We start from the raw sequence: 15,400 nt of genomic DNA, 5'->3' as shown, positions 1-15,400 counted from the left end.
CTATTCGGCAACCGCGTAGGCGTGCCGGGCGCGCGGGCTGGCGGCCGCTCGGACGAACTCCTGGTCCGCGGTGAACCCGGCCGCGCAGACCCGGCCCAGCGAGTACGCGGGCACGAGTTCCACCTCGTGGCCACGCTGTGCCAGCTGCTGGACGACGGCCGGATCGCAGGTCTCCTCGGCCACCAGCACACCGGGCCGGTGCGCGTGCGGGGTGAACGACGCAGGCACCTGATCGGTGTGGAAGGCGGGGGTTTCGGTCGCGCTCTGGAAGTCGAGTCCGAAGTCGGCGACATTGAGGAAGAACTGCAACGTCCACTGATCCTGCCGGTCACCGCCGGGGGTGCCGAAGGCGACGAACGGGCGGCCGTCGCGCAGCACCACGCTCGGACTGAGGGTGGTGCGCGGTCGTTTGCCGGGCGCCAGCGAGTTCGGGTGGCCCTCGGCGAGGTAGCCGCACTGGCCGCGGGTGCCGAGCGGGAAGCCGAGGCTCGCGATCGCGGGTGAACTCTTCAGCCAGCCGCCGCTCGGGGTGGCGGCGACCATGTTGCCGTGCCGGTCGACGGCGGTGACGGTGACGGTGTCGCCCTTCGTCGTGGTTTCCTGCAGGATCGTCGGTAATCCGTTGCGCAGCTGCGACATCCACTCGGAGTCCGCTTCCGGATACTCCAGCGCGGCCCGTTCGGGAATGAACGAGGTGCGCCCGCCGGGCGAACCGGGCCGAAGATCGAGTGCGGCCCGCGGCCCGACCAGTTCGCGCCGCTGCTTGGTGTAGTCCTCGTCGAGCAACCCGGCCAGCGGTACCTCGCTGAAGGCCGGATCGCCGTACCAGGCCTCGCGATCGGCCATCGCCAGCTTCGTACACTCGATCACGGTGTGTATGTAGTCGGCACTGCCGGGACCCATCTTCGCCAGATCGAATCCGTCGAGCAGCGCGATCTGCTGCAGGAACACCGGTCCCTGTGACCATGGCCCCGGCTTGAAGACCTGGTACGGACCGTAACCGTGGCTCGGCGCCGTCTCCACGGTCGGCTGCCAGTCGGCGAGGTCGTCCGCGGTCAGCAGCCCGCGGTGCCGTCGGCCGGTGGCGTCCAGCATCGGCCCGCCGGCCAGGAACTCGGAGATCTGCTCTGCCACAAAGCCTTTGTAGAAGGCATCGTGCGCGGCCTGGTACTGGGCTTCGCGGTCGGCCGACGCGGACTCCGCCACCTTGATCAGACGCTGATAGGTGTTGGCGAGCGCCGGATTACGGAAGCGGCTGCCCGCGGCGGGGGCCACGCCGCCCTTCAGATACGTCTGGCCCGATCCGGTCCACTCGTCGCGGAACAGCGGAGCGAGCACATCGATGGCCCGCGCGCTCTCGGGCAGCAGCGGAAAACCGTTGTCCGCGTAGCCGATCGCGGGTTGCAACACGTCGGCCAGGTGCATGGTGCCGAACTCGGCGAGCAGCCGCATCCAGCCGCCGAACGCGCCGGGCACGCAGGCGGGCAGCAGGCCGGAGCCGGGGATGCTGCTCAGCCCGAGCTCGGCGAAGGTGTCGATGCCGATCGCGCGGGGCATCGGCCCCTGGCCGCAGATCGCTTGCACGTCATCGCGTCCGGCCTGGTGCGCCACCACGGACAGGTCGCCGCCGAGGCCGTTGAAGTGTGGTTCCACCACCTGGAGCACGAATCCGGCGGCGGCCGCGGCGTCGAATGCGTTGCCGCCGTTGGCCAGAATGCGCATGCCCGCCGCGGAGGCAAGCCAGTGGGTGCTGGCCACGGCACCGGTGGTCCCGGTCAGCTCGGGCTTGGATGGAGGCATGGGGGTACTCCCTACGATTTCGAAGTTCGATCGACTGAAATGTGGTTATTCGTCGTCGAATATGTGCAGACCGCGCGCGAGGAGGCCGCTCGGGTCGTAGCGGGTTTTCGCGGCCCGGAACGCCGTCCATTTGTCGCCGTAATGGGCACGCCAGTCCTGCGCGGTGAAGCGCAGCGAGCCGATCGGATAAAGCACGGCACCGTATTCCGCCCGCGCGTGCGCGAACATTCGGTCGTTGCGGTCGAGCATTTCCTCGATGAACGCCGGATCGATGCCGGGGGTCTCGGCTACCGTGTTGATGTCGAGGACGAATACCCAGTCGGATCCGTTCGCCTCGGGCACCGGCGGATAGGGCCTGGTCATGTGCGAACGCCGTTGCGGGTAGAGCAAACTGATCCCGAACGGGCCGATATCGCGGGCGGTGAGCTGCGACTGCACCTCGGCGACATAGTCCTCGACCACGGCGCCGGACAGCCACACGTCGTACCAGGGCTTGACGAGCCGGTCCCAGTTCACCGTCTCGCGCATGCCGTCGACCAGTGTGTCGATCTTGTAGACGTAGTCCAGGTAGCTGGTGTCGTCGATGAGCGGCGCGATGGTCAGCCCCTCGGCGGCGACCTGATCGTCGGGCGGGGTGGCCGGGTCGTAAAGCACTGTCGCGTAGAGCCGGTGGGTCGGCGCGGATTCCGGCGAGTACAGCTCGGCATAGACGTGGTCGATGACCGGTCGCTCGATGAGCGTTCGCACGTCGCGGAAGAAATCGGCGTTGTCGGTGTACTCCAGCACGTAGGTGCGGGCACGTTCGGTCGCGGGCACCAGATCGAGCACGGCCTTGGTGATGATGCCGCACTGGCCGAGTCCGCCGAGCACCGCCTCGAACAGGTCGGGTTTCCGCTCGGCCGAGCAGCGTTCGATGGCGCCGGTCCCGGTGACGACCTCGAGTTCGCGCACGTGATCGACCTGGAGTCCGGTGTTCAGCGCGCCGACCAAGCCGCCGAGGCCGCCCACCGAGAGGGTGCCGCCGACGGTCAGCGAGGTGTATCCGGTGACGGCGGGCGGGGTGAGTTTCGGTGTTCGCTCGTAGGCGGCGTCGACGAGGTCCTTCCACAGGATGCCCGCGTCGACCTCGGCGACATCCTGGCCGATGGCGTGGATTCGGTTGAGATACCGGTTCTCGATGACCAGTCCGTCGGACAGGCCCTGGCCGAGGGTGGTGTGCGCCTGGCCGCGCACCGACACGCTGATGTCGTGGGCGCGGCAGAAGCGGACCATCGCGGCGATGTCGTCCGCGGTCCGCGGCCGCAGTACCGCAGCGGGCTTGTGGTTGGTGATGTTTCCGAGGTCGGTGGCGACCGCCGTGCGGGACTCGTCATCGACGAGCAGCTCACCCGCCAGCGCGGGCGCGTCGGCGAACGACGCGCTGGCCGCGGTGCCGGTGACCCAGTTGCGCTCGATCGGATCGAAACCGATGACCGCCGATTTCTCGGACAGATCCGCGCGGCTCACCGCTTCGGCTCCCGTCCGGCATGATCGGCTCGGCGATCGAGAAAATCGACGCTCGTCAGCGAACGTATTGTGCCGGCGCTGATATCAGGCACGGCGAACTCCTTTCGACGCAATGGTGGTGGGCGGTATGCCAGCACGCCGGCTGCGGCCCATTCCAATACGTCGAACATAACCGGACCGCAGGGTCCGGCACATTCATGGAACTTTCAAATTACCGTCAAAACCTCTTGAAGCCGTACATAACTCGCGGGTTCACGAGGAGATCGGCGCGGGCTGTCCGGCCGCGTGGATGGCCTCGGCCACCTTGCCGCAGAGTTCGGCGAACACGGCCTGCTCGTCCGGCGTGAGCACGGACTCGGCGATCCTGGCGTTGTCCCGCCGGCATTCGGCGGCGCGGTCGAGGAATTCGAGCCCGGCCGCGGTGAGTGAGGTCGTCTGTTCGCGCCGGTCGGTGCCGAGCGCCGCCTGCTCCACCAGATCCTGATCCTTCAGTACGCGAAGGGCTTTGGACATCGTCGGGCGCGAGACGCTCAACGAATCGCTCAGGGCCGATGGCGTCATCGGGCCGCGCAGCCGCAGCATTTCCAGCACGTCGTACTGCTGCCAGGTCACCCGCTCGGGCGTGGTTCTGGTACGGCGCGCGACGAGGACGCAGGTCAGGTGGGCCAGCGCGTTCTCGACCCCGGCCTGCCAGTCGAGTACTTCGCTGTGCTGGTCTTCGTCAGGGGGCACTGGTCTCTCCTCACCGGGCACGGATTTGATTTCTGATAGGAAACTAGTTGGCTTGATTTCCGGCTGGAAACTAGTTTACGGTAGTGACACCAACTCGTACTCTGTCACACAGAAGGAGTGGTTATGGGCACCCTCGGCTTGCGTCCTTCGACCGTCGGGTGGTTCGAGATCACCGCCACCGAGCCGACACTGAGTAAGCAGTTCTACCAGCACATATTCGACTGGCAGCTAACAGCTTTCGGCGACGAACCCGACTATTACACGATCACCGCGCCCGGTGCGGCGGCGAGCATGGGCGCGTTGCGCCGTGGCAGCCGCGACGCGCTGTGGATCAGCGTGGTCTGCGAGGATGTCGCGGCGACCGTCCCACGGCTGGAATCGTTGGGCGCCAAGGTTATCGAGCCTCCTGCGCGTACTCCCGCAGGCGACATCCATGCGGTGATCGCCGACGTGCAGGGAAATCAGCTGGGTCTGTTCGAACCGGTGGCGCGCAAGGACTCTCGCCCCACGCCGGTGCCGAACGGAACGGCCTGGTTCGAGATCGGGACAACGGATCTCGCCGCGACGCGTAAATTCTATGAACAGGCCTTCGGCTGGACCTACGAGCTGGACGAAGCGGCCGAAGGCGCGATCTACTACAGCGTCACGCCCGGCGGGGCCGAGGAGCCGATCGGCGGCACGATGGATGTGTCGGCGCTGCCGAACCCGACCGACTACGCGATTCCCGGACTGCTCGTCACCGACGTCCCCGACCTGCTCGCGCGCTGTGAACAGGCCGGCGGCCAGCGGGTAATGGATCCGTTCTCCGATGCGAAGGGCCTGGTCATCGGCCAGTTCACCGATCCGTTCGGCAACCGGTGGACCGCCTTCGCGCAGCCGTCCGACGACTGAGGATCGACCGAGCCGCCCGGAGGGGAAGTCATGCCTTTCGCCGTCTATGTGTTGGGCCTGGGTGTTTTCTGCCTCAACACCACCGAAATCATGGTTGCCGGACTGATTCCCGGCATCTCGAGCGACCTCGGCGTGTCCATCGCCGCCGTGGGTTATCTCGTCTCGATCTTCGCCTTCGGCATGGTCGTCGGCGGTCCGATCCTGATCGTCGGCCTCTCGAAGGTGGCGCAGAAGAAGTCGCTCATCTGGCTGCTCGTGGTGTTCGTGGTCGGACAGACGATCGGCGCACTGGCACAGGACTATTGGGTGCTGGTGGTGGCCAGGGTGATCACCGCGCTGGCCGCCTCGGCGTTCTTCGGCGTGGGTGCCGCGGTCTGCGTGCGACTCGTCGGCGCCGAGCGGCGCGGGCGCGCGATGTCGGTGCTGTACGGCGGCATGATGGTCGCCCAGGTGGTCGGCTTGCCGCTGGCCACCTTCATCGAGCAGCACTTCGGGTGGCGGGCCAGTTTCTGGCTGGTCGACCTGCTGGCGGTCGCGTGTATCGCGGCGGTCGTGCTGCTGGTGCCGTCCGGCGGCAACGCGCAAACGCTGGACTTCCGCGCCGAGATCCAGGACTTCCGCAATCTGCGACTGTGGGGCGCGTATGCCACCAATGCGCTTGTCATCGGGTCGGTCGTGGCCGGATTCACTTATCTCTCACCGATTTTCACCGATGCCACGCACTTCGCGCCCGCGACGGTGCCGGTGCTGTTCGGCGTGTACGGCATCGCCACGGTGATCGGAAACGCCGTCGTCGGTCGGTTCGCCGACCGCTACACCCGGCCGATCCTGTTCGGCGGTCTCATTGCCTTGACGCTGGTGCTGGCCGCGTTCGCGCTGTGCGTCGAGTACAAGGCGCCCACGCTCGTCGCCACCGTGCTGCTCGGCCTGATCGGCCTTCCGCTCAACCCGGCGATGGCGGCCAGGGTGATGTCGGTGTCGAACGAGGGTGCGCTGGTCAACACGGTCAACGGCTCCGCCATCAATGTCGGCGTGGTGATCGGTCCGTGGCTGGGCGGCATCGGGATCAGTGCCGGGCTCGGCCTCACGGCACCGTTGTGGATCGGTGCGGGAATGGCCTTGCTCGGTCTGCTCACGCTGATACCCGACCTGATGCAGCGTGCACACGGCTCGGAAGATGTTGTGCTGCAGAAGGGGCCGACAGCGGAAGCCGGCAAGCGTACGTAGCGGTTGCCGATTGGGTTGCCACGTCGCGTTTTTCGCGTAGCGGGCTGTTCACTACAGCCCGCACTCTACGCGTGCCCGTTGGCGCTGTCGTATGTCGTTGTGCGCCTGAGTAACCGGGCAGGCCCCCGTTAAACCCGAGGTGAGCACATGATTTCGGAAAACAACGATAATTGTTGTCTGACAACGATTTAAGAGTTTCTTGAATCCCATTTGATTGCCCGGACGTCGCCGTCGGCCGAGTATGGAAAGTGCTGGGACGAATCCCTCCCGCCTCCTGCGGTGAGGGGCCCACCACGAGCACATTCGCGACGGAAAGGCATCCGATGCACGGGCTTGACATCGCGCCGAGATTTCACCACCTCGCCATCCAGACCGACGACGTGGACTCCACGATCAGGTGGTACCAGGAATTCCTCGGCGCCACTGTGGAATGGTCGCTCGCCAGCTTCTCCCCACTCACCCTCGAGCGACTGCCGGGAATCGAGAAGCTGGCCGAGCTGAAGAAGGGAGACGTCCGATTCCACGTCTTCGACCGGGCCGGGCACAGCAAAGACACGCCCGACCCGCTCGGCTATCAGTATCAGCACGTCGGGATCACGGTGGACCGGGCAGAAGACCTGGTAGCGCTGCGGGAGCAGTGGCTGAAGGCACGGCAGTCCACCGACATCCACTGGACCAGGGACGACCCGCCGTCCGACATCGTGACCGACCCGGACGGGATGCAGAGCCTCTACGTCCTGGACCCCAACGGCCTCGAGCTCGAGTTCGTCTATTTTCCGGGAGCGGGATCGTGAGCATCGGCCATAGATACGATTCTGCTGCGTCGGGCAAGCATCGCCCGCCCGCGCTGACGCCGCGGCTGCTGTTCATGCCGCCGCTCGGGCATTCCTTCGAAACATCCTCGGACACAGCCGAAGCCGAGGTGGCCGAGCGGGAGTTGCCGGAGTACGACCTCTTCGGTACCCGGCCGGTCGAGGAGGAGCGGCTGTTCTGGTACCGCTGGATCGCCGGGCACCAGCTCTCCTTCCTGCTGTGGCGGGCGATGTGCGACGTCGTGTGGCACCACCCCGAAGACGACGGGCCGGACGAGCGCGAACTCGACCTCCTGACCACCTGTGTCGACGGGTACAGCGCCATGCTGCTCTACTCGTCCACCGTTCCCCGAGACCACTACCACGCCTACACCCGAGTGCGAATGGCGTTGCAGCACCCGGCTTTCAGCGGCACCTGGGCGCCGGATTACCGGCCGGTCCGCCGCCTCTTCCGCGGCAAGATGCCCTGGCAGGACGACCCGGCGTGCGCGGCGCTCGACGAAGCGGTCGCGCGCAACGAGGTCACGCACAGCCATATCGCCGATCATCTTGTGCCGGACGGTCACTCGCTGTTGCAGAAGTCCGCGGGCGCGCCGGGGGTGAGCGTGTCGCGGGAGAAGGAAGATCTCTACGACAACTTCTTCCTGACCGTCCGGCGCCCCGTGAGCCACGCCGAATTCGTCGCGCAGCTCGACTCCCGCATCGCGGAACTCGCTGCGGATCTGGAGTACAACGGGCTGTATCCCAATGTCGACGGACGCCACCACCCGGTCGTCGCCAACCAGGCGGGCGGGGTGATGAAACCGCTGGTCACCGGCGTCCTCGAGGTGATGGACCGGGCGGCCCGGCTGGTATCGGACATGCGACTCGAGGAGGCGCGCCGATGAAGCACGGCATCGTCCTGTTACCCGAGCACGAGTGGAAGATCGCCGCCGACCGGTGGCGCGCCGCCGAGCAGCTCGGCTACCAGCACGCCTGGACCTACGACCACCTGATGTGGCGCTGGCTCGCCGACCGGCCGTGGTACGGCTCGATCCCGACCCTCACGGCCGCCGCGACCGTCACGAGCACCATCGGCCTCGGTGTCCTCGTGGCCACCCCGAACTTCCGGCACCCCGTCGCGCTCGCCAAGGAGCTCGTCAGCGTCGACGACATCGCGGGCGGACGGTTGATCTGCGGACTCGGTTCCGGCGCACCGGGATTCGATGCGAGCGTGCTCGGCGGGCCGGACCTCGGCCCGCGCGAACGCGCCGATCGATTCGAGGCGTTCGTCGAACTGCTGGACGCAGTGCTTGCCCGCGGCTCCGTGACAAAGGTGTCACGCTGGTACACCGCATCGGGCGTGAACTTCCACCCGCGCGCCGACGAGGCGCCGCGCCTGCCCTTCGCCGTGGCCGCGACCGGGCCGAGGGGTATGGCGCTGGCCGCCAGGTACGCGCGGTATTGGATCACGTCCGGACCGCCCAACGACTTTCGCATGCGGCCGTTGCGCGAGGTCGTTCCCCTGTTGCGAGACCAGGTGCGCGGCATCGACGCCGCGTGCGAGCGGGCCGGCCGGGACCCGGCCGGCCTGGGCAAGCTGTTCGTCGCCGACGCGGCGGCGGGCAGGATCACCAGCTCGCTGGCCGCCTACGAGGACGCCGCGGGCGAGCTCGCCGAGGTCGGCATCACCGATCTCGTCGTGCACTGGCCCCGGCCCGACCAGCCGTATCAGGGCGACGAGCAGGTCATCGTCGATTTCGCCGAGAAGCACCTGGGGGGCGAGTGATGTTAGTGACGACAGTGGACATGTTCGGCGCCGCGGCGGGCCGGGGCAGCACCCTGGACGTGCTCATTCCGGCGGACCGGTCCGATGAGGACGTAGTCGCGGCGGCCACCGATCATGCGCGCCACAGCAATTCGACCGAGACGGCCCTGGTCGACGAGTGCTCCCGAGAGCAACGGACGTTCGGCTCGCGAATCTTCAACACCGAAGGGGAGACTCCGTTCGGCACACACTCGCTCGCCGGTGTGGCCGCGTGTCTCGTCCGGGCCGGCCATCTCGAACCCGGTGAGGTCGGACGAACGGCCGAGGTCGGCTGCCAGTGGCTGTGGACCGACGGCAGCGAGGTGCGCGTGCCGTTCGACGGACCCGTTGTGCGCGAGGAGATTCCGCACGACCCGGCAGAGTTCGGCTGGCCCGTCGGCACGCCGCACGCCGGTGGCGTCGGCCGAGCCTTCAACTTCGTGCGTGTCACCGAGGACCCGCGAGCGTTGCCGGTGCCGGATCTCGAGCGGATGCGCGAACTGGGGCTCACCGATCTCACGGCCTTCCGCTGGGATCCGGATCGGCACGAGGTGCTCGCCCGCGTCTTCGCTCCGGGGTTCGGCATCCCGGAGGACGCCGGATGTCTGCCTGCCGCAGCCGCTCTCGGGCTCACCGCTCTGGGTTTGGCCGCAGACGAGGCGCCCGTGACGGTTCGGCAGGTGACGGGACACGGGAGCGAGTCGGTCTTCGGCTGCACCGGTTCGATCCGCGGCGCCACCGCGAGCATGCGGATCACCGGACAGGTGTGGGTCCCCGCGAATGCCGAGAAAGCGAGTGAGTCATGACGATTCGGCCGGAGTCACTGACCGTGCCGAGCACCGGGATGCTCGATGAGGCGCGGCGTCGCGACGATCTCGATCCACTCACCGAGTACGTACGCGGGTTCGCCACCGACGGCGCCATCCACCTCAACGGAAACTCCCTCGGCCCGCCGCGGGAAACCCTTGCGGGCGAACTCGACCGCGTGGTGACCGAGCAGTGGGCGCCCCGCCAGGTGCAGGCCTGGTTCCAGGACGGCTGGCTGGAGCTGCCGCGCACCGTCGGCGACAAACTGGCTCTGCTGCTGGGCGCGGGTCCCGGGCAGATCATGGTGGCCGGCGAGACGACCTCGACAACATTGTTCAACGCCCTGGTCGCCGCATGCCGCCTGCGGCCGGACCGCCCGGTGCTGCTGATCGAGGCCGAGTCGTTCCCGACCGACCTGTACGTCGCGAGCTCGGTGGCCCGGCTGCTGGACCGTGAGCTCGTAGCCGAGTCGCGAATCGGCTTCGACGCCTACCTGCGCGAGCACGGCCAGCAGGTCGCCGCGGCGCTGGCCGCACCCGTGGATTTCCGTACGGGGGAGCGGCGGGAGATCCGGCCGACCACCGCCTTGTGTCACGCGGCAGGCGCGTTGTCGGTGTGGGATCTCAGCCATGCGGCGGGGGTACTCCCGGTGGACCTCGACGCGAACGCGGTCGACCTCGCCGTCGGCTGCGGCTACAAGTACCTCGGCGGCGGCCCTGGCGCGCCTGCCTTCCTCTACCTGCCCGTTCGATTCCAATCGACCGTGGACTTCCCGCTGACCGGGTGGCACGGGCATGCCAGGCCGTTCGAGATGGGTCCGGCTTTCGAGCCGGCCACCGATATCGAGCAGGCCCGCACCGGCACACCGCCCCTGCTCAGCCTCGCCGCCCTGCACCATGCCCTCGCCCCGTTGGTGGAGGTGGGCATCCACGCATTGCATCAGCGCACTCGGGAGCTCAGCGAGTACTTCCTGGAGTGCCTGGCGGACCATGCCCCGGAACTGTTGCGCCGCCTCGCATCTCCGCGCGACGCGGACCGCCGCGGCGGCCACCTCGCGCTCCGGGTGCCCGACGCCGACGCCGTCGAACGGGCGCTCGCCGAGAGCGGCGTGCACGTCGACTCCCGGCCGCCCGATCTGATCCGTTTCGCCTTCGCGCCGCTGTACGTGACGCACGAGCAGGTGTGGCGCGCGGTCGACGCGCTCGGCCGCGCCGTGGAAGGAGTGCGATGACCAGCGCCCCGGAGTATCTCGCCCCCGAGTACGTCACCTACGCGCACATGGACGAGCTGCACGAGTTGCAGCGTCCGCGTAGTGAGGCTCGCGGCGAGCTGAACTTCATCCTGATCAGCCACGTCAAAGAACTGTTGTTCCGCGCGGTGATCGATGATCTCGACACCGCTCGCCGTGCGCTGGAGCGCGACGACGTGCCCGATACCTGTCTGGCGCTGTCCCGGTCGGTCCGCACGCAGCGGGTCCTGGTGGCCTGCTGGGAATCGATGAACGGCATGTCGGTCGACGAGTTCGTGGCCTTCCGGCACGTGCTCAACGAGGCCTCGGGTACCCAGTCCTTCGCCTACCGTGCCCTGGAGTTCCTGATGGGGAACCGGCCGGAAGGTCAAGTGGCGGCGGCTTTCCGGGATGGCCACCCCATGCTGCGGGCCGAGCTCGGCAAGCCGTCGTTGTACGACACGGTATTGCAGCACCTTGCCCGGCAGGGATTTTCGGTTCCGGCCGAGTGCCTGGCGAAACCACCTGCCGAGCAGCACGAGTCGAATCCGCTCATGGAGGACGTGTGGCTCGACATCTACCGGCAGCCGGACCGGTATCCCGACGCGCACCGGCTCGCGGAGAGCCTGCTGGAGGTCGCCTATCAGTTCTCCCATTGGCGGGCAACGCATCTGCTGGTGGTGGAACGGATGCTCGGCGGCAAGAGCGGGACGGCGGGCACCGACGGTGCACCGTGGCTGCGCGCCATCAACGAACACCGTTTCTTCCCGGAGCTGTGGACATTCCGCACCCGGCTGTAGAAGCGGCCTCAGAGAAATCACCGACTGCTGGAGGAATACGATCACGATGACGGAACTGAAGACCGAGCTGACGAAACCGGTCGACCTCACCTCGCTCGTCCCGGTGCTGTTCGGATTTGCTGCCTTTCAGCAATTGCGCGCCGCCTCGGAACTGCAACTGTTCGAATACCTCGACCTGAACGGCCCGGCCACCAGCGACCAGGCCGCCGCGGGGCTGGGCCTGCCCGTCAAATCGGCACGCAAGCTGCTGCTCGGCACCACCTCGCTCGGCCTCACCGATCGGGCGGACGACCGGTACGCGCTGAGCGAGATGTTGCGTGCCGCAATGGAAGACGGCACCTGGCCGCTCATCCGCAACATCATCGACTTCCAGCAGCGACTGTCCTACCTGCCCGCGAAGGAGTACGCCGAGTCGTTGCGCACCGGCAAGAACCTCGGGCTGAAACACCTGCCCGGCACCGGAAACGACCTCTACACCAGGCTCGAACAGACGCCGGAGCTGGAGAATCTGTTCTTCCGCGGCATGCATTCCTGGTCGGAGCTGTCCAATCCGGTGCTGCTGCATCAGGTGGACTACAGCGGCGTGACCAGGATCCTGGATGTCGGTGGCGGCGACGCGGTCAACGCGATCGCGCTCGCACAGGCCCACCCGCACTTGAAGATCACGGTGTTCGATCTCGAGGGCGCCGTCGAGGTGGCCGGCGACAATATCGCCGCCGCCGGGCTCGGTGATCGCATCGACGTGGTCGCTGGGGACATGTTCGGCGACCCACTGCCCGGCGGCTACGACGCCGCGCTGTTTGCCCACCAGTTCGTGATCTGGTCGCCGGAACAGAATGTGGCGCTGCTCGAACGGGCCTACGCGGCACTGCCGCTGGGCGGTCGGGTCATCGTGTTCAACGCGTTCGCCGACGACGACGGCCGCGGGCCGCTCTACACCGCGCTGGACAACGTGTACTTCACCACGTTGCCGTCCGAGGAGTCGACGATCTATCCGTGGCGTGAGCACGAAGAGTGGCTCGTCACAGCGGGTTTCACCGACATCCTGCGCATTCGTAGTGATGGTTGGACGCCGCACGGTGTCATCGAAGGGCGCAAGGCCGATGAGTAAGCTCACCCAGTTGGACCGCGAGTATTCGCCCAGCTCGGCCGCCCGAGACCCGGCCGGCACGCTGCGGCGGTACCGGCGGCGCAGCGACACCGCCCGTTCCCGGCTCGACGTGCACATCGCGGTGCCCTACGGCGCGGGACACGGCGAGCGGTGTCATGTGTTTCCCGCTGTGCCGCAAGGCATCCGGGGACCGGAGACGCCCGCCCTCGTTTTCGTGCACGGCGGCCACTGGCAAGAGTCCGGCATCGACGACGCGTGCTTCGCGGCCCGGCAGGCGGTGCGGCACGGCTGCGCGTATGTCGCCGTGGGGTACGGGCTCGCCCCGGACCGCACAGTGCCGGGCATGATTGCCTCGGTGGCGCGGGCACTGGAGTGGCTCGCAGGCACCGGGCCGCTGCTCGGGATCGACCCGGAGCGATTGCACGTGGCAGGCAGCAGCGCGGGCGCGCATCTGCTGGCCGCGGCGCTCGCTGGCGCCGACGCGCCCAGGGTGCGCAGCGCGTGCTTGCTGAGCGGCCTGTATGACCTCACCGAGATTCCGGCGACCTACGTCAACGAGGCCGTCCGGTTGACACCCGAGACCGCTCGCGCGTGTAGCCCGCTGCGGATGCCCGCGCCGCGGTGCGATGCGATCCTGCTCGCCGCCGGGCAGCACGAGACGCGAACCTATCTGCGGCAACACGAGCGGTACGCCGAACATCTTGCCGCACAGAACATCCCGGTGGACGCGCGGATCGTGTCCGGGCGGGATCACTTCGACCTGCCGCTGGACCTGGTCGATCCGTCGACCCCGTTCGGCCGGACCAGCCTGCGGCACCTCGGCTTGGCACCGCGCCGCCGAGGCTCCGCCACCCCGGAAGGAACGGTGACATCAGCGCGATGAAGAACTCACTGACCGCCGCCCCGATCGAGTCCGTCACGACGGGCCCGGCCGCGACGGCCACCACCGAGACGATCGCCGACGCGTTCGTGCGCACCGCACGCGAGCACGCGGACCGCGAGGCGATATCCGACGGCAGCACGACGCTGACCTACGCCGAGCTGGACGCCATCAGCAGCCAGATCGCGCGAGCGCTGCGCGACCGGGACCTACCGCCTGGAGCGCGCGTCGGGGTGCATCTGGACCGCAGCCTCGCCACCTATCAGGTGTTCCTCGGCATTCTCAAGGCCGGTCTCGTTGTCGTCCCGTTCAATCCGGTGCATCCGGCGGCACACAAGTCGCGGATGTTCCGTGCCGCCGAGCCCGCCGTCACGGTGATCGACGCGGGCGAGACGCCGGACGGATTCCCCGCAGAGGCCTGCCTGCCGGTCACCGAGTTGCTGTCGGCAGCGAAGTCGTTGTCCACCGAATCGGGGCCGTCCGCGGTGACCGCGGCCGCGCCCGCGTTCATCCTGTTCACCTCGGGCTCGACCGGCGTGCCCAAGGGCGTGGTGATCGCGCATCGTGGGATCGCGCGGGTGTCCCGGCATCTCACCGGATTCACTCCTGGACCGGCGGACCGGTTCCTGCAACTCGCGCAGCCCGCGTTCGCCGCATCGACCACCGATATCTGGACCTGTCTGCTGCGGGGTGGCCGGCTCACCGTCGCACCGCAGGAGATGCCGCCGCTCGGCGATCTCGCGAGACTTATCGAGCGCGAGGGTATTACGGTGCTCAACCTGTCCGTCGGTTTGTTCAATCTGCTGGTCGAGCACCACTCGAAGAGCCTCGCGCAGGTGCGGACGGTGATCGTCAGCGGCGACTTCCCCTCCGCATCGCACCTGGAGCGCGCACTGGCCGTGGTCGACGGCGATGTGTTCAATGCCTTTGGCTGCACGGAGAATTCGGCGCTCACCGCCGTTCACAAGATCACCGCGGCGGACCTGTGCGATGCCGAGATCCCGGTCGGCCGGCCGATGCCCACCGTCGAGCTGACGGTGCGGGACGAGGCGCTGGACGAATGCCCGCCCGGCCGGATCGGCGAACTGTGCATCGCGGGTGACGGCGTGGCCTCGGGCTACCTCAACGATCCGGAACTCACCGCGCGCAAGTTCGTCCGGCACAACGGTCAGCGACTGTTGCGGACCGGCGACCTGGCCAAGTTGACCGAGGACGGCGAGATCGTGCTCGCGGGCCGCACCGACCAGATGGTGAAGGTGCGCGGGTTCCGGGTCGAGCCGCGGCATGTCGAGGTGACGGCCGAGGCGTTCCCCGGCGTCGCGCAGGCGGTGGCGCAGGCCGTGCCGAGCGGTGGTGCGGCGGGTCAGCTGGCGCTGTGGTGCGTGCCGGCGACGGGGCACGAACTGTCCACCGACGAGCTGACGGAGCATCTGCGGAAGTCGTTGCCCGACTACATGGTTCCGTCGACCGTGTTGCTGCTCGACGCGTTTCCGCGAAATACCAACGGCAAGATCGACCGCAAGGAGCTCTCGTCGCGGTTGGCGCCGGCCGAGGACGACGAGTCGACGGTCGAGGAGACCAGAACAGAGGATCAGCTGGCCGATGTCGTCCGGACGACCCTGCTGAACGCCACCGGGCTGGCCGACATCGATCTGGATGCCGGACTCATCGAAAGCGGTGTCACCTCACTGCAATTGATCGACCTCGGCGCTCGGCTGGAGGAGGTGTCGGGGGTCGCGCTGGCACCGGACGACATCGTGGGCGTCGGCACCGTGCGCGGTGTCGCAGACCTGATCCGCACCAAACGGGCGCGAGGCTGA

Annotated in this window: 15 protein-coding genes; 11 read left to right on the top strand and 4 right to left on the bottom strand. The window is 67.7% G+C overall.

Translation table 11 applies throughout. The features are described from left to right. From IBX18_RS28735 to IBX18_RS28720, 4 genes are all read right to left on the bottom strand, one after another. Entirely contained in the window at window positions 1-1,800 is a 1,800-nt protein-coding gene (locus tag IBX18_RS28735) for a gamma-glutamyltransferase family protein (protein WP_194836631.1), read from the bottom strand. Between the two features lie 45 nt (window positions 1,801-1,845). After that, window positions 1,846-3,306 (bottom strand): FAD-binding protein, encoded by a 1,461-nt coding sequence (locus IBX18_RS28730; RefSeq protein WP_194836630.1) that lies wholly within the window; start codon window positions 3,304-3,306, stop codon window positions 1,846-1,848. After that, a complete protein-coding gene (locus tag IBX18_RS28725) occupies window positions 3,303-3,476 on the bottom strand; it encodes a hypothetical protein (RefSeq protein WP_194836629.1) in 174 nt (57 codons plus the stop codon). The genes IBX18_RS28730 and IBX18_RS28725 overlap by 4 nt, the downstream gene beginning before the upstream one ends. A gap of 82 nt (window positions 3,477-3,558) precedes the next feature. Next, complete coding sequence (locus IBX18_RS28720; RefSeq protein WP_194836628.1) at window positions 3,559-4,038, bottom strand: MarR family winged helix-turn-helix transcriptional regulator; 480 nt, start codon at window positions 4,036-4,038, stop codon at window positions 3,559-3,561. 123 nt (window positions 4,039-4,161) lie between these two features. On the opposite strand from IBX18_RS28720, the gene IBX18_RS28715 reads away from it, so the two are divergent. The 11 genes from IBX18_RS28715 (at window position 4,162) to IBX18_RS28665 (ending at window position 15,400) form a co-directional block, all read left to right on the top strand. After that, window positions 4,162-4,929: a VOC family protein gene (locus tag IBX18_RS28715; protein ID WP_194836627.1), complete on the top strand. Its 768-nt coding sequence runs from the start codon at window positions 4,162-4,164 to the stop codon at window positions 4,927-4,929. A gap of 30 nt (window positions 4,930-4,959) precedes the next feature. After that, the gene (locus tag IBX18_RS28710) at window positions 4,960-6,156 is read left to right on the top strand and encodes an MFS transporter (protein WP_194836626.1); all 1,197 of its coding nucleotides are present in this window, start codon (window positions 4,960-4,962) and stop codon (window positions 6,154-6,156) included. Window positions 6,157-6,479: 323 nt separating this feature from the next. Further along, window positions 6,480-6,950: a VOC family protein gene (locus IBX18_RS28705; protein WP_194836625.1), complete on the top strand. Its 471-nt coding sequence runs from the start codon at window positions 6,480-6,482 to the stop codon at window positions 6,948-6,950. After that, window positions 6,947-7,855 carry an L-tyrosine 3-hydroxylase gene (locus IBX18_RS28700; RefSeq protein WP_306796456.1) on the top strand — a complete coding sequence of 303 codons (909 nt, stop codon included), beginning with the start codon at window positions 6,947-6,949 and terminating at the stop codon, window positions 7,853-7,855. The genes IBX18_RS28705 and IBX18_RS28700 overlap by 4 nt, the downstream gene beginning before the upstream one ends. Further along, window positions 7,852-8,736, top strand: a complete 885-nt coding sequence (locus tag IBX18_RS28695) for an LLM class flavin-dependent oxidoreductase (RefSeq protein ID WP_194836624.1) — start codon at window positions 7,852-7,854, stop codon at window positions 8,734-8,736. The genes IBX18_RS28700 and IBX18_RS28695 overlap by 4 nt, the downstream gene beginning before the upstream one ends. Then, entirely contained in the window at window positions 8,736-9,560 is an 825-nt protein-coding gene (locus tag IBX18_RS28690; RefSeq protein ID WP_228541965.1) for a phenazine biosynthesis protein PhzF, read from the top strand. Before IBX18_RS28695 ends, IBX18_RS28690 begins: the two co-directional genes overlap by 1 nt. Further along, window positions 9,557-10,792 carry an aminotransferase class V-fold PLP-dependent enzyme gene (locus IBX18_RS28685; RefSeq protein WP_228541964.1) on the top strand — a complete coding sequence of 412 codons (1,236 nt, stop codon included), beginning with the start codon at window positions 9,557-9,559 and terminating at the stop codon, window positions 10,790-10,792. The genes IBX18_RS28690 and IBX18_RS28685 overlap by 4 nt, the downstream gene beginning before the upstream one ends. Next, window positions 10,789-11,589 carry a tryptophan 2,3-dioxygenase gene (locus IBX18_RS28680; protein ID WP_194836622.1) on the top strand — a complete coding sequence of 267 codons (801 nt, stop codon included), beginning with the start codon at window positions 10,789-10,791 and terminating at the stop codon, window positions 11,587-11,589. The genes IBX18_RS28685 and IBX18_RS28680 overlap by 4 nt, the downstream gene beginning before the upstream one ends. 46 nt (window positions 11,590-11,635) lie before the next feature. After that, window positions 11,636-12,700 (top strand): methyltransferase, encoded by a 1,065-nt coding sequence (locus IBX18_RS28675; protein WP_194836621.1) that lies wholly within the window; start codon window positions 11,636-11,638, stop codon window positions 12,698-12,700. Beyond that, window positions 12,693-13,583: an alpha/beta hydrolase gene (locus IBX18_RS28670; protein ID WP_194836620.1), complete on the top strand. Its 891-nt coding sequence runs from the start codon at window positions 12,693-12,695 to the stop codon at window positions 13,581-13,583. Before IBX18_RS28675 ends, IBX18_RS28670 begins: the two co-directional genes overlap by 8 nt. Beyond that, a complete protein-coding gene (locus IBX18_RS28665; RefSeq protein WP_194836619.1) occupies window positions 13,580-15,400 on the top strand; it encodes a non-ribosomal peptide synthetase in 1,821 nt (606 codons plus the stop codon). The genes IBX18_RS28670 and IBX18_RS28665 overlap by 4 nt, the downstream gene beginning before the upstream one ends.

It is taken from the genome of Nocardia sp. XZ_19_369 (assembly GCF_015355715.1).
In the GTDB taxonomy this organism is placed as follows: Bacteria; Actinomycetota; Actinomycetes; order Mycobacteriales; family Mycobacteriaceae; genus Nocardia.
The sequence above is the reverse complement of the archived record's forward strand: the minus strand, read 5'-3'. Positions and strand labels throughout refer to the sequence as shown.